Origin of the sequence: Dyella halodurans, assembly GCF_026283925.1 — a bacterium.
Lineage (GTDB): Bacteria > Pseudomonadota > Gammaproteobacteria > Xanthomonadales > Rhodanobacteraceae > Dyella > Dyella halodurans.
Window position 1 is genome coordinate 256,774 of the sequence record NZ_JAPDPF010000001.1, and the last position, 14,485, is coordinate 271,258.

A 14,485-nucleotide genomic window follows, 5' to 3' on the forward strand; every position below is an offset into this window, starting at 1 on the left:
GTTTCAGCCAGCCTGCTTGGTCCACGCGTCGCGCAGCGTAACGGTACGGTTGAATACCGGCGCTTCGGCACGATGGTCAAGGCGATCGGCCACGAAGTAACCGAGGCGCTCGAACTGATAGCGCTGTTCCGGCGCAGCGTTCGCTGCGGCCGGCTCCAGCCAGGCGCGCACGATGCGCTTGGCTTCCGGATTGATGTGCTCGATCCAGCTCTTGCCGTCGCTCTCGTCGTCCGGTGCCGGCACGTTGAACAGGCGATCGTATACACGGACCTCGGTCGACACGCCATGCTTCGCGCTCACCCAGTGAATGGTGCCCTTGACCTTGCGGTCGGCACCCGGCAGGCCCTGGCGCGACTCCAGGTCGAGCGTGCAGCGCAGCTCGGTGATGTTGCCGTCGGCGTCCTTCACCATCTCGTCGCACTTCACGATGCCGACGCCGCGCAGGCGCACTTCGCCTTCGGGCTTCAAGCGGTGGAAGCCCTTGGGCGGCACTTCGGCGAAGTCCTCGCGCTCGATCCATAGCTCGCGGGAGAACGGCACTTCGCGCGTGCCAAAGCTCTCGTCCTTGGGATGGTTGGAGAACACCAGCGTTTCCTGGTGATCCGCGGGCAGGTTGGTGATCACCAGCTTGAGCGGGTCGAGCACGGCCATGCGGCGCGGCGCGGTCGCGTCCAGATCCTCGCGGATGCAGTTCTCGAGGATCGAGTAGTCGATGATGCTGTTCTGCTTGCTCACGCCCAGGCGCTCGATCAGCAGGCGCAGGCCGGCCGGGGTAAAGCCACGACGACGCAGGCCGCGCAGCGTGTTCATGCGCGGATCGTCCCAGCCATCCACCAGGTTTTCGTTCACCAGCTGGGCCAGCTTGCGCTTGCTGGTGATGCTGTAGGACAGGTTGAGGCGCGAGAACTCGATTTGTCGCGGCTTGGCCGGTTCGGTGCGGAAGCCGCCTTCGCGCAGGTGCTGCCACAGTTCCGGATGGTTGACCAGGTCGACCTTGTCGACGAACCAGTCGTACAGCGGGCGGTGGTCCTCGAACTCAAGCGTGCACAGCGAATGGGTGATGCCTTCCAGCGCATCCGACAGGCAGTGCGCGTAGTCGTACATCGGATAGATCGGCCAGGCGTCGCCGGTGTTCTGGTGCGCGATCTTGCGGATGCGGTAGATCGCCGGGTCGCGCATGTTCATATTGCCCGACGTCATGTCGATCTTGGCGCGCAAGGTCTTGGCGCCATCGTCGAATTCGCCCGCGCGCATGCGCCGGAACAGGTCGAGGTTCTCCTCCACGCTGCGCTCGCGGAACGGTGAGTTGCGGCCTGGCTCGGTCAGCGTGCCGCGATAGGCGCGCATGTCCTCGGCGTTGAGGTCGTCCACATAGGCGACACCATCCTGGATCAGTTTGATCGCAGCGTCGTAGAACACCTCGAAATAGTCCGAGGCATGGCGCAGGTCGTGCCACTCGTAGCCGAGCCAGCGCACGTCGTCCTTGATGCCCTCGACGAACTCGGGGTCTTCCTTGCCCGGATTGGTATCGTCCAGGCGCAGGTTGCACCAGCCGATGAACTCCGAGGCGATGCCGAAGTTCAGGCAGATCGCCTTGGCGTGGCCAATATGAAGGTAGCCATTGGGCTCGGGCGGAAAGCGCGTGCGGATGGCATGGTGCTTGCCGCTGGCCAGGTCCTCGCGAATGATCTGGCGGATGAAATCCCTTTGCACATCAGCGCGTTGACCCTCGGCCTGCGCTGCGGCGGACGAGACAATGGGTTCAATGGCGGCGTTTTCAGTGGACATCGGGACTCACAACTCGTACGCGGTGGCGGAAACGACCAAGTTTACCCTGTCCAAGGTGGGGGTGTTTTGTGGGGTTTCAGCGGGTGGGAAAGTGGGGGGGGGCGGTTTGCCCGCCCTCGTGGCAATAGCCGTCAGCCGTTATCTCAGCGACGCTCAATAGCCCTGCGGCTGGCCAAGCCAAACGAGCTCGGATTGCGCAAAACGCATAGCACTCCTCATCGTCATCCCCGCGAACGCCGGCCAAGCGTGCATCACGCCCCGTTCCCCCTCACCGTCATTCCCACGAAAGCGGGAATCCAGTGACTTTCGCGCTGTCTTGACGCTACCGCGACCTGGCTCGCCTGCCGCGGGCTTCCGCTGCCCTGCCGGGCAGCGGGTTACTTCTCTTTGCGTGGCCAAAGAGAAGTAACCAAGAGAAAGGCCACCCCGATGGCGCGCCTTCCGGGCTGACGCCCTGCAGGTGCGCGGGTGGGTTACGGAGGTTTGTCGACAGGGCTCCTGCCCTGACGACAAACTGGCTTGCATCCATGCAAGCCACCCTTCGGGCTTTTCCTCCACCCACCCGCCGCGCCATAGGGGACCCGAAGAGCGGTAGAGCAACCCCCAAAGCCAAAGCCAGATCCAAAGCGAAAGCGAAAGCCAAGCAACAGCAATGAGCAGCGCCATGCGCTGCTCGAGCCTTGTGCTTTTGACGTGTGGGGCCCCTGTGCGGCGGTGAGGGGCGGACGATCAGGCCCCGCAGGGGGCATCGGCAGGGATGCCGATGCCTTTTCGTCAGGGCAGGAGCCCTGTCGAAAAGCCCGGCCGACCCTCACGGACTTGCCGAGCTCCGCTCGGCAAGCGCCAAGCGGGGTGCCTTTTCTCTTGGTTACTTCTCTTTGGGCAAGCAAAGAGAAGTAACCCGGCCTCCGGCAGGAGGTCGGAAGCCCGCCGCAGGCGAGCCAGGTCGCAGCCACATCACAACAGAGCGACAGCCACTGGATGACCAACTTCACCGTTGTGACGCGCCCCAGCATCCGTTTGATGACGCGCAAAAAAGACTGCCACGCGCTCCACGCGAGCCATCCATCAAATGAGCATCACCTCTCCATCACCGACAAGCAAAAACTTGCCCCCCGTCCCACACCGCGCTAGCGTGCCCCCATGCGCATCGCATACCGAGCTGAAACCCTGATTGACGCCCACCTGGTGAAGGACGCGCTGGAGCGCGCGGATATCCCCGCGTTCATTTCAGGTGAATACCTGACCGGAGCGGTGGGTCAGTTGCCGGCGCTGGACTATGTGGCCGTGCTGGTGTCGGAAGCGAGCCTGGACGCGGCCGAACGGATCGTGCGCGAAGTCGAGCGCAGCCTGGCCGAGGCCCGTCTCGCCATGGACGAAGCGGACGAAGATCCGGACGCACCGCAGCCCGCTTTCGGTTGAACCCCATCATCGCTCGACGACGTCGCAGGCCCGGGTCGGCCTTGGCTCTGGGCGGTATGCTGTCAGGCGCGCAACGCCCCCGGCGTGCGGCATAGGAGCGAATCAGGTGGACAGTTCGTTGACGCAGATCCGGGCGCTGATCCGCGCCGTAGCCGACTTCCCGAAGGCGGGTGTGGTCTTTCGCGATATCACGCCGCTGCTCGCCGATGCTGGCGGCTTTGCGCGTTGTGTGGATGCGCTGGCCGAGCCGTGGCAGGGCAGTGGCGTGCAGGCGGTATGCGGGATCGAATCGCGCGGCTTCATTTTCGGCGCTGCGCTGGCGCAGAAGCTGCACGCGGGTTTCGTGCCGCTGCGCAAGCCGAACAAGCTGCCACCGCCGGTGGTTGCCGTGGACTACGCGCTGGAATACGGCGTCGATCGGCTGGAGGCGCGCAACGACGCGCTGCGTGTGGGCGAACGGGCCTTGATCGTGGACGATGTGCTTGCCACGGGCGGTACCGTGGCGGCAGCGCGAGCCCTGGTGGAAAAGCTCGGGGCGCAGCTGGTAGGGGCCAGCGTGGTGATCGAACTGGCCGCACTGCAGGGCCGCGCGCGCTGGCAAGACGACGCGCCCTTGCATGCCTTGCTGCGCTACTGAGCGAGCCTGACGCGGGCCTGTTCGCCGAGCCTACCCGCGCGGCGGCTCAGGGCATGGCCGGTGCGATGCTCTCGACATAAACCAGCTCACACGCACCATCGCCGGTGTCGTCGCGCGTCATCGAGGTGCGCCAGCGCCAGCCGCCCGGACGGCTGGCGTCGACCAGAAACCCTTCGAGATGCACCACTTCACCTTGGCGCACGCGCTCCAGTTCGTTACGCACGTTGTTGTCAGCGGGGATCATGTGCATGTTGGCGCTGGACGTCTCGATTTCCCGGCGTGGAATCGGAAATGCGTCGACGTGCCAGTGATAGAAGCGGTTGCCCTGGCTGATCTCGATGCCGGCCAGCACGCTGCTGTCGGACATGCGGCCCCAGCCCATGGCCAGATCGACCGGTGCCAGCTTGGCGCCTGCGTCGAAGTGGTAGTCCTCACGGGACAGCACGCGCGCAGTCAGTTCGAAGCGCGCGCGTGTCACCAGCGTGATGTCACCGCGCTGTAGCGTGGTGCCCTGTTCGAGATCGATTTGCGTGGGTACATCCGGGGCCAGGACGCCAGGCCCTGGTGTGAGCGGACGCGCGCGCCACCAGTGCGCCGCGCCGAGGCCGGCAAGCAGCAGTACGCCGATCAGCAGAGAGCGTGGCATGGTCACTCAGGGCGCGGCGCGCTTGGCAGGTTTCGCTTCGCCCAGGTTCGGCTGCAGCAGCTCCGGCGGCAAACCGCGGATCACGTCGCCGAACCGCTCGAGGAACACCCCCAGCGACGAGCTCTTGCGCCACACGAGCGCGATGCGCCGGCTGGGCGCGTGCCCGGAAAATTCGATCAGGTGCACATTGTCGGTACGCGACATCGGCGGTTTGATCGCCAGTGTCGGCAGCAAGGTGATGCCCACGTTCGCCGCCACCATCTGGCGCAAGGTCTCAAGACTGGTGGCGCGGAAGCCGGAGCGTTCACCGGCACCGGCGAGCTGGCACACCTCCAGCGCCTGATCGCGCATGCAGTGGCCGTCTTCCAGCAGCAGCAGGCTTTCGTCTTCCAGGTCGTCGAGTTTCAGGCGCGTGCGCTTGTGCGCCAGCGGGTGATCGTCCGGCACGGCCAGCACGAACGGTTCCTCGAACAGGAATTCGGCGTGCAGGCTGTCCTCGTGCAAGGGCAGGGCGAGCACGCCGACATCCAGCGCGCCCTCGCGCAACATCTTCACGACCTGCTCGGTCTTCTCTTCGACCAGCAGCAGTTCCAGTCGCGGGAAGTGCTTGCGCACCAGCGGCACCAGATGCGGCAGCAGGTAAGGGCCGAGCGTGGGGAAGATGCCTAGTCGCAAGGTGCCCGACTCCGGATCACGCGTGCGCTGCGCAATCGCCTTGATCTCGTCGATCTCCGACAACACGCCACGTGCACGGCGGGCGATTTCGCGACCGGTTTCGGTCAGCAGCACCTTGCGCGGCGTGCGCTCCACAAGGGCGACGCCCAGCTCGTCCTCGAGCTTCTTGATCTGCGTGGAGAGCGTGGGCTGGCTGACGAAGCTGGCCTCGGCGGCGCGCCCGAAATGCCGATGCTCGGCCAGGGCCACGAGGTAGTGCAGGTCGCGCAGGTTCATGAACGAGCGTCCACACGGATCTGATAGGTCATATCTATGGATTCTGATGGTATTCATCGATTTCGACAATGTGCGGCATGTCTTCTGGCACTGTGTCGCTCGTCATGGCAGCCCCTAGCGTGGGCGTTTATTTGTCCAAGGAGTGCCCACGCACCATGCGCCGCCTCGTCCGCCCGCTCGTCCTTACTGCCCTTGCCGCTTGCTGCGGCGCCGCCATGGCCGCCCCGGCCGCCAGTGATCAGCCGCAAGGCAAGCTGCCGCGCTGGGCGATGCCGGAGTCGTATCAGCTCGATTTCAAGGTCGACCCGCGCCAGCAGGATTTCACCGGCACCACCACGATCAAGCTGAAGCTGGAAAAGGCCACTGATCACCTGTGGCTGCATGGTCGCGAGCTGAAAGTCAGCAAGGTCGCCATCACCGATGCTGCCGGCAAGGTGCATGAAGGCAAGTACGTGGACGTGGCGCCGAAGGAAGGCGTGGTGCGCATCGACTTCGGCAGCCAGCTGGCGCCGCAGGAGCTGAGCCTGGCGATCACCTATAGCGCGCCGCTCAACCAGCAGTTGCAGGGCTTGTACAAGGTGAGCCACGAGGGCCAGCCGTATGCGATGACGCAGATGGAGCCGATCAGTGCGCGCTTCGCATTCCCCGGTTTCGACGAGCCGTCGTTCAAGACGCCGTTCGACATTCGCCTGACCGTCCCGAACGACGAAGTCGGCATCGCCAACACCAAGCAGGTGAAGGAAGAAGGCGCCGGCGACGGCTGGAAGACGCTGACCTTCGCCAGGACCCAGCCGCTGCCGACCTACCTGGTCGCCTTTGGCGTGGGCCCGTGGGATGTAGTGAAGGGGCCGGATATCTCCTCGACCCAGTACCGCGCGCAGCCCACCGAACTGCGCGGCATCGCCGCGAAGGGCGAAGGCCATCGCATGCAGCATGTGCTGAGCGAAACGCCGAGCATCATCCACACGCTCGAGGACTACTACGGCTTCGGCTATCCGTGGGACAAGCTCGACCTGCTCGCCGCGCCGGACTTCTCTGCCGGTGCGATGGAGAACCCGGGCCTGGTCACGTTCCGCGACTGGTTGTTGCTGATCGATCCGGATTCCCCGGCCAACTACGTGCGCGGTTCGTTCAACGTCACCGCGCATGAGCTGGCGCACCAGTGGACCGGCGACACCGTGACCATGGGCTGGTGGGACGACCTCTGGCTCAACGAAGCGTTCGCCACCTGGATGCAGCAGAAGGTCACCCAGAAGGTGCATCCGGAATACCGCGCCGACCTCGACCGCGTGCGCGGTGCGCAGGGCGCCATGAATGGCGACAGCCTGGTCACCACGCGCAAGATCCGCCAGCCGATCACCGGCAATGGCGACATCGAGACGGCCTTCGACGGCATCACCTACCAGAAGGGTGCGGCGGTGCTGGGCATGTTCGAAGGCTACGTCGGCGAGTCGACGTTCCAGAAGGGTATGCGCTCGTATATCCAGCAACACAAGTTCGGCAACGCGACGGCGGATGATCTGGTCGCTTCGATCGCCAAGGCGGCCGACAAGGGCCAGGACTTCCAGCAGGCGTTCAAGAGCTTCCTCAACCAGCCGGGTGTGCCTTACGTGCAAACCCAGGTGAGCCAGGAAGGCGGCAAGACCGTGCTGCACCTGACCCAGGGCCGCTACCTGCCGCTCGGCAGCGCGGGCGACGCCAAGAGCGTGTGGGGCGTGCCGATGTGCGTGCGCTACGGCACCGCCGATGGCAGCAAGGTGAGCTGTGAACTGCTCGACAAGGCCCAGGGCACCATGGTGCTGGCCGGCGCGAGCAACCCGACCTGGGTGATGCCGAACGCGAATGGCAGCGGCTACTACCGCTTCGCCATGGCCAAGGACGACCTGGCCAAGCTAGGCCAGCAGGTCGGCAAGCTCGACGATGCCGAGCAGCTCGCCTACGCCGATGCGGTGTATGCGAGCTTCAAGCATGGCGATCTGGATGCGGCCGATGTGCTCGCCGCGCTCAAGCCGCTGACTTCGTCGAAGACGCGCGAAGTGGCCACGGCGCCGCTGAACAGCTTCAACTGGATCTACCAGAATGTGGCACAGACCGATGCGCAGCGCGCCAAGCTCGCCGAGTGGGCCAAGGCCGCTTATCTGCCTCGCATGCAGCAGCTGGGCTATCACCGCAAGCCGGGCGAGGCCGACACCGATTCGCTGCTGCGCGACACGTTGGCTGCCCAGCTGGCGCTGGGTGTGAAGCTGCCGGAAGTGCGTACCGAACTGCTCAAGCAGGGCGATGCAGCGCTCAAGCGCAAGCCGGATGGCCGTCTGGATCTCGCCGCGGCCGATCCCGACCTGCTCGGCATCGCACTCGGCGTCGCCGTGCAGGAGCGTGGCAAGAGCGCAGTTGATGCCTTGATTGCCGAGCTGCCGCAGACCAGCGATCCGGCCATGCGCAATGCCATCCTCGGTGGCTTGAGCGAAGTGGAAGATCCCGCGCTTGCGACACAGGTGCGTGACTTTGCCCTAGTGAAGCAGGTGAAGGTGGGCGAGATGGCGTCGCTGCTGCGTGGTGTCCGCGACACGCGTGCTCAGCGCGACGCCTCCTGGGACTGGTCGGTCGCCAACTACGACAAGATCGTGGAACGTACCGGCAGTTTCGCCGGCGGCCAATTGCCAAACCTCATGGCCGGTGGCGGCTGCTCGAAGGACGAAGCAGATCGTCTGCAGGCATTCTTCAAGACTCGCGCCAAGGATGTGACCGGTGCCGAACGCGGTCTGGCGCAGACCAGCGAGTCGACCCTGCTTTGTGCCGCACTGGCGGCGAAGCAGGACGCATCGGTCATCCTTCGTTGATCCAATGGCCGGCCGTTGGCCGGCCAGCTTGACCTCACCATCACGCCGGGCAGCATCCACCGCCCGGCTTTTTTTTGCCCTAACCCCGTTCAACCCGTATCGACGTTGCATGGCTTGGGAGCTCAACACGCGCTTCCTGGCTTGCTTCTACACTGTCCCGACCCGCACGGGTCGTCAGGGAGAGATACATGCGTCGTCCATGGGAATGGTTGTTGGGACTCATGCTGGTGGTCGCGCCGCTGTTGGCGCAGGACGTGCCGCCCGCCTTGCGCGACTGGAAGGACTGGGTGTTGCATGACGTGCCCCAGCACGCCTGTCCGATGCTCGCCACGCAGGGCTCAGGCGCTGACGGCAGCACCTGCGCATGGCCGGGACGTCTGCTCGTGGACGTCGACAAGGACGGCGCACACTTCAGCCTCGATGTGCATGTGGACGCCGAAAGCTGGGTGGGCCTGCCGGGCGACGCGCGCAACTGGCCGCAGCAGGTCAGTGTCGACAACAAGCCCTGGCCCGTGCTCGAGCGCGAGGAAAATCCGGCGCTGCGCCTGGCCGCCGGTGACTATGTCATCCGCGGGGTGTTGCCATGGGACAGCCGTCCGGCGCGCCTGCGGGTGCCCGAATCGATCGGCCTGGTCTCGCTCACGCCGGACGGCAAGGCGGTCAACCGGGTCGAACGCCATGCCGATCAGCTCACCCTGGGCGAGGCGGCGGCGGCCCAGCGTGTCGTCGATGCGCTGTCGTTGCGGGTTTACCGGCGCCTCGCCGATGGCTTGCCGTCGAGGCTGGAAACCCAGCTCCAAGTCGATGTCACCGGTAGTTCGCGCGAACAGCTGTTTGGCCCTGCGCTACCCAAGGGTTTCGTCGCCACCTCGCTCCAGGGCGAGCTGCCGGCGCGACTGGAAAACGATGGACGTCTGCGTGTGCAACTGCGCCCCGGCCATTGGACGCTGACCCTCGGCGCGCGCGGTACCGAGGTGCTTACACACATCGCCTTGAGCCTGCCCACCGTGCCCTGGCCGCGCCAGGAAATATGGAGTTACGCCGACGACACCACCTTGCGCAGTACGCGTGTGCAGGGGAAGGCGACCGATGCGGCCCAGGCCGATGTACCCGGGGACTGGCAACACCTTCCCGCCTATGTACTCGATGACAGCAGCGGGCTCGCCATCGAACAGGGCACGCGCGGCGGCGAAGGCGGCCAAGGCGATCAGCTCACCCTGCATCGCCAGCTGTGGCTGGATTTCGATGGCCGCGGTTACAACGCTGCCGATCACCTTACCGGTACGCTTCGCCGTCACCAGCGCCTCGACGTCAGCGGGCCATGGCAACTGCAAAGCGCCGTGCAGGACGCGACGCCGTTGTTGATCACCGCCAACGGCGACGGGCATGGCGGCGTCGAATTGCGCGACACGTCGGTGAACCTCAAGGCCGGCCTGCGCCTGCCCGAGCGGGGCGCGATGCCAAGCACGGGCTGGCAGCTGCCGTTGGAAAGCATCGACGCCACCCTGCACCTGCCGTACGGTTACCGTCTGCTCGGTGCCGCGGGGGCGGACCGTTCGCCCGATTCATGGATCGCCCAATGGAGCTTGCTCGATCTGTTCGTGGTCGCCTTGATCGGATTGCTGGCCGGACGCTTGCTGGGTTGGCCGTGGGCCTTGGTCGCCGTGGGCTTTCTTGCCTTGTCGCAACATGAGTTCGGCGCGCCGCGCTGGACCTTGGCCGTGGCGCTTGCGCTGGCCCTGCTGATGCGCGCCTTGCCGGACGGGCGGTTGCGCGCGATCTCGCGCATCACGGCCGCCGCGCTGCTCGCCTTGGCCGTGCTGTGGACGCTGCCATTCGCAGCGAGGGAGATGAGTTACGCCCTGCATCCACAATTGGAAGGGCGCAGCGTCGGTGGTGGCTATGCTCTTGCGATGCGCTTCGTCCAGCCGGCGGCTTATGCGAACCAGGAGGAACAGGATCAGCTCGCGGCATCGAACGCACCCGAATCCGCCCCCGCGCCCATGGCGATGATGCAGCCGGCCCCGCCGCCCCCACCTGCGCCGCCCACAGCTGTGGCGGAGATCAGTGCGGGGAAGGCGGCGCCACCGAAGATCATCCAGGCGGTGACGGTAACCGGTACGCGCCTCACGGCCTCCATGACGGTGGGTCAGGAAACCGATGCGCATAGCGTCATCCAGGCTGGCCGTGGCGCGCCGCACTGGGATGTCGGCAACAACTATCGGCTCGGTTGGTCCGGGCCGGTCACGGCCGAGCAGACCACGCGCTTCGTCATTGCCCCGGCCTGGCTGGTGCGCCTGTTGCGTGTCGCCATGTTGGCGCTGTTGCTGTTGTTGCTGGGCCGCCTGTCGCTGGGCTTGCTAGGTCCATCGCTGGGGCCGTGGCGTGGCTGGAGTGTGCGCGGTGCTGCCGTCGCGCTGCTCGCGCTGGCCTTGATACCGTACGCCGCACAGGCGCAAGACACGCCCAGCCATGAGGTGCTCACGCAATTGCGCACGCGCCTCACCGAAGCGCCGACCTGCGCGCCGGATTGCGCTGCGGTGGCGCGCGCCGCGGTGCAGGCCGGCGGCGACAGCGTGGTACTCGATCTGGACATGCATGCCGGCGCCAGCGTGGCCGTGCCTTTGCCGCAAGCCGACGCCTCCCTGCAATTGAGCAGCGTCAGCACGGATGGGCACGATGCCATCCTGGCCCAGCAGGACGATGTGCTCCTGGTCAAGCTGGAGCGTGGCGTGCACCGCGTTTCGTTGCGCTATCGCGCGGCGCCGGTGGATACGGCCAGCCTGCAGTTCGCCTTACCCCCTCAACGTATCGAATTCAGTGGCGATGGATGGGCAGCTGACGGTGTGGACGAACATCGGCTCTTGGGCGACAGCCTGAGCTTGAACCGCGTGCGCGCAGGGTCGGATGGAAAGCCACAAGCGGCGGCAGCGCAGGCTTTTCCACCCTATGTGAGGTTGACCCGAACCCTGGTCTTTGGCGTGGACTGGAGCGTCGAGAACACGGTCGAGCGGATCGCGCCGAGCGATGGCGGCTTCAGCCTTGAGCTGCCCTTGCTGCCAGGCGAACACCCGCTCGGCGACAACATCCGGGTCCACGACGGCCGCATCGGCGTGACCTTCAACGCCGGCCAGGACCTGGTCCGCTGGAGCAGCCGACTCGATAGCTCGGACAGCCTAGCGCTGACCGCGCCGGGCCTGAATGATCGCGCCGAAGTATGGGTGCTGCAGGCGGCTCCGATCTGGCATCTCGAAGCGAAGGGCGTACCGGCGAACCTCAGTGACGATGGCTTGCGCTTCCTGCCCTTGCCCGGTGAAAGCCTGCAGGTGGCCATCCATCGACCCAGGGCGATGGCCGGCGACAGCCTGGCCTTCGATGAAGTGACCGTGCGCAGCCATGCGGCCGATCGCGCCACGGAAACCGTGCTGGTGCTTGCTGCGCGCAGCACGCGTGGCGGCGAGCACGTGATCGGCCTGCCACCGGGGGCGGCATTGCTCGAGGCGCGCCGCGACGCAGCGCCCCTGAGCCTGGCCATCCGCGACGGCAAGCTCAGCCTGCCGTTGTTGCCGGGGAGCCATCGCTACAGCTTGCGCCTGCGCGAGCCGCAAGGCGTCGGCGTGCGCACACGCACGCCGACGTTTTCGCTCGATGCGCCGGCGGCCAACATCTCCTTGCAGCAGACGTTGCCGGAGGATCGTTGGGTATTGTGGACGTGGGGTCCGGCAGCGGGTCCGGCCGTGATGTACTGGTCGCAACTGATCGTGCTGCTGCTCGCCGCATGGCTGTTGTCGCGCCATGCGCCGACGCCGCTGCGCTTTCATCAATGGCTGTTGCTTGGCCTTGGGTTCTCGGCCTTTGCCTGGGGCGCGTATGCGCTGGTGGTGCTCTGGCTGATCCTGCTCGGTTTGCGTGCACGCCATGTCGTGGCCGAGCGCTTCGCTACCCGCTTCAACCTGCTGCAAGCGGGCTTGGCGCTGATGACCGTGGCGGCCCTGGTCGTGCTGGTCTCGGCGGTGCCGAAAGGACTGCTGGGCCTGCCGGACATGCACGTCGCCGGCAACGATTCCAGCGCCTGGCAGCTGAACTGGTTTGCCGACCAGAGTCGTGGCGTGCTGCCGCATGCCGGCGTGTTCAGCGTCTCGCTATGGGTCTACAAGATCGCCATGCTGCTGTGGGCGCTGTGGCTGGCAAATGCGTTGATCGGCTGGTTGCGCTGGGGTTTCGAGGCCTGGACCACGGGTGGTTACTGGCGTCCGCGCAAGCCTAAAGCGATCGAGCCAGTGCAAGTGCCGGCGGCCACGGAGTAGCAGGCATGCATCGCTGCGACGGATGGTCCGTCGCAGCGATGATCTTGCGCGGCTCAGGCGTCTTCGGCGACGCGCAATACCAGCTTGCCGGTGTTGCTGCCTTCGAACAGGCGGTTGAGCACCAGCGGCGCGTTCTCCAGGCCATCCTCGATGGTCTCGCCGGCCTTGATGCGGCCTTCGCGCACCCAGCCAATCAGGTCCTGCACGGCGCGCTGACTGTCGCGATAGTCGAACGCGAGGAAGCCCCGCACGGTGAGGCGCTTGACGATGATCACGCTGTAGTCGTCGGCAGGCTTCGCACCGCTGGTGTAGTTTGCGATCAGCCCACACAGCGCCACACGTCCACCGTTGACCATGCGCGACAGCACCGCGCGCATCACCGGGCCGCCGACATTCTCGAAGTTCACGTGCACGCCATCGGGCGTGGCGGCGGCCAAAGCCTGCTTCCAGTCATCCGCCTTGTAGTCGACGGCGGCATCGAAGCCCAGATCGTCGATCAAGTGCCGGCACTTGTCCGGGCCACCCGCAATACCGACCACGCGCGCGCCACGCAGCTTGCCGATCTGTCCTGCAATGGAGCCCACCGAGCCGGCTGCGGCAGAGACCACCAGGGTTTCACCTGGCTGCACGGGCGCGATTTCAGTGAGACCGTAATAGGCGGTGAGGCCGCTGAAGCCGCAGGCGCCTAGCAGGGTAGGCAAGGGGACCGGCGGATTTGGCGGCAGCTTCACCCAGTCCTTGGCCCGTTTTTCGTCGACCACGGCGTAGTCCTGCCAACCCACCAATCCCTGCACCAGGTCGCCGACCGCGTACTGCGCGGAGCGCGAAGCGACGACGCGGCCGAGGCCGAGTCCGCGCATGACTTCGCCGATCGCCACCGGCGGCATGTATTGCGGAATATCGCTCATCCACACGCGGTTGGTCGGGTCCATCGACAGATACAGCACGCGCACCAGGGCCTGGCCCTCGGCGAGTTCGGTAGTGGCTTGTTCGTGCAGTTCGAAATTGTCCTGGCGGACCAGGCCTTCGGGCCGGCTTTTCAACAGCAGTTGGCGATTGACGAATGACATGAGAGGTCTCGTGGGGAAGGAGTCAGATGGCGCGGGCGCCGCCGTCAATCACCAGCTCGGCGGCGGTGACATAGCGGCTTTCATCGGATGCTAGATAGAGCACTGCATAGGCGACGTCATCGGGCTCGCCCAGGCGCTTCAGGGGAATGCCTCGTACCAGTTTGCGTGTGGCTTCCTCTTCGCCCAGGGCCTCGAAGAACGGCGCCACGATGCCGGTGCGGATAAACGCCGGGTGCACCGAGTTGCAGCGCACGTCGATCTTCTGCCGCGCGCATTCCAGCGCCACCGATTTGCTCAGCATGGCCACGGCGGCCTTGGAGGTGTTGTAGGCGGTGTAGTCCGGGTCGACCTTGAAGGCGGCCAGCGAGGAGATGTTGATGATGGAGGCCGGTTGCGCATCGCGCAGGTACGGCAGCGCGTATTTGCAGCCCAGCATCACGCTGTCCAGGTTGATGCTCATCACGCGCTGCCACTCCTTCAGCGTGACGTTCTCGATGCTGCCGAGCGAGCCGATGCCGGCATTGTTGACCAGGACCGACAGGCCACCCAGGGCCTGGGCGGCTTCATCGAGAAGCTGTTTCCACACGGCTTCGTCGCGCACGTCCTGTGCGGCGGACCATGCCATCTGCGTGCCGAGCTCGCGATTGATCTCTTCGGCCAGTTGCGCGGCGGCGGCGGCATCCAGGTCGGTAAGAAATACCTTGGCACCGTGGCGGGCCAGCATGCGGGCGGTGGCGGAGCCAAGGCCGCCAGCGGCGCCGGTGATCAAGGCGCGTTTGCCGGCGGCGCGCAGGGAAGCTGTATAAGTCATGCGGGATTCCTTC

At 65.6% G+C, this 14,485-nt stretch carries 9 protein-coding genes; 4 read left to right on the forward strand and 5 right to left on the reverse strand.

Annotation, left to right across the window (positions count from 1 at the left end; translation table 11 throughout):
* Positions 1-3: 3 nt before the first annotated feature.
* On the reverse strand, positions 4-1,788 hold the full coding sequence (locus OUZ49_RS01140; protein WP_266148066.1) for a glutamine--tRNA ligase/YqeY domain fusion protein: 1,785 nt from the start codon (positions 1,786-1,788) through the stop codon (positions 4-6).
* Between the two features lie 1,143 nt (positions 1,789-2,931).
* Between OUZ49_RS01140 and OUZ49_RS01145 the strand changes: the two genes are divergently transcribed.
* Together OUZ49_RS01145 and OUZ49_RS01150 are read left to right on the forward strand one after the other, a co-directional pair.
* Positions 2,932-3,210, forward strand: a complete 279-nt coding sequence (locus tag OUZ49_RS01145) for a putative signal transducing protein (RefSeq protein ID WP_266148067.1) — start codon at positions 2,932-2,934, stop codon at positions 3,208-3,210.
* 106 nt (positions 3,211-3,316) lie between these two features.
* On the forward strand, positions 3,317-3,847 hold the full coding sequence (locus tag OUZ49_RS01150) for an adenine phosphoribosyltransferase (RefSeq protein ID WP_380005011.1): 531 nt from the start codon (positions 3,317-3,319) through the stop codon (positions 3,845-3,847).
* A 46-nt stretch (positions 3,848-3,893) separates the two neighbouring features.
* Here OUZ49_RS01150 and OUZ49_RS01155 read toward each other — a convergent pair whose 3' ends face one another.
* Positions 3,894-4,493 carry a hypothetical protein gene (locus tag OUZ49_RS01155; protein WP_266148068.1) on the reverse strand — a complete coding sequence of 200 codons (600 nt, stop codon included), beginning with the start codon at positions 4,491-4,493 and terminating at the stop codon, positions 3,894-3,896.
* A gap of 6 nt (positions 4,494-4,499) precedes the next feature.
* On the reverse strand, positions 4,500-5,444 hold the full coding sequence (gene oxyR / locus OUZ49_RS01160; RefSeq protein WP_266148069.1) for a DNA-binding transcriptional regulator OxyR: 945 nt from the start codon (positions 5,442-5,444) through the stop codon (positions 4,500-4,502).
* 155 nt (positions 5,445-5,599) lie between these two features.
* On the opposite strand from oxyR, the gene OUZ49_RS01165 reads away from it, so the two are divergent.
* Positions 5,600-8,284: a M1 family metallopeptidase gene (locus tag OUZ49_RS01165; protein ID WP_266148070.1), complete on the forward strand. Its 2,685-nt coding sequence runs from the start codon at positions 5,600-5,602 to the stop codon at positions 8,282-8,284.
* A 188-nt stretch (positions 8,285-8,472) separates the two neighbouring features.
* A complete protein-coding gene (locus OUZ49_RS01170; protein WP_266148071.1) occupies positions 8,473-12,591 on the forward strand; it encodes a hypothetical protein in 4,119 nt (1,372 codons plus the stop codon).
* 53 nt (positions 12,592-12,644) lie between these two features.
* Here OUZ49_RS01170 and OUZ49_RS01175 read toward each other — a convergent pair whose 3' ends face one another.
* Both OUZ49_RS01175 and OUZ49_RS01180 read right to left on the reverse strand, forming a co-directional pair.
* Positions 12,645-13,661: an NADP-dependent oxidoreductase gene (locus OUZ49_RS01175; RefSeq protein ID WP_266148072.1), complete on the reverse strand. Its 1,017-nt coding sequence runs from the start codon at positions 13,659-13,661 to the stop codon at positions 12,645-12,647.
* Between the two features lie 22 nt (positions 13,662-13,683).
* Entirely contained in the window at positions 13,684-14,472 is a 789-nt protein-coding gene (locus OUZ49_RS01180) for an SDR family oxidoreductase (RefSeq protein ID WP_266148073.1), read from the reverse strand.
* Between the last annotated feature and the right edge of the window lie 13 nt (positions 14,473-14,485).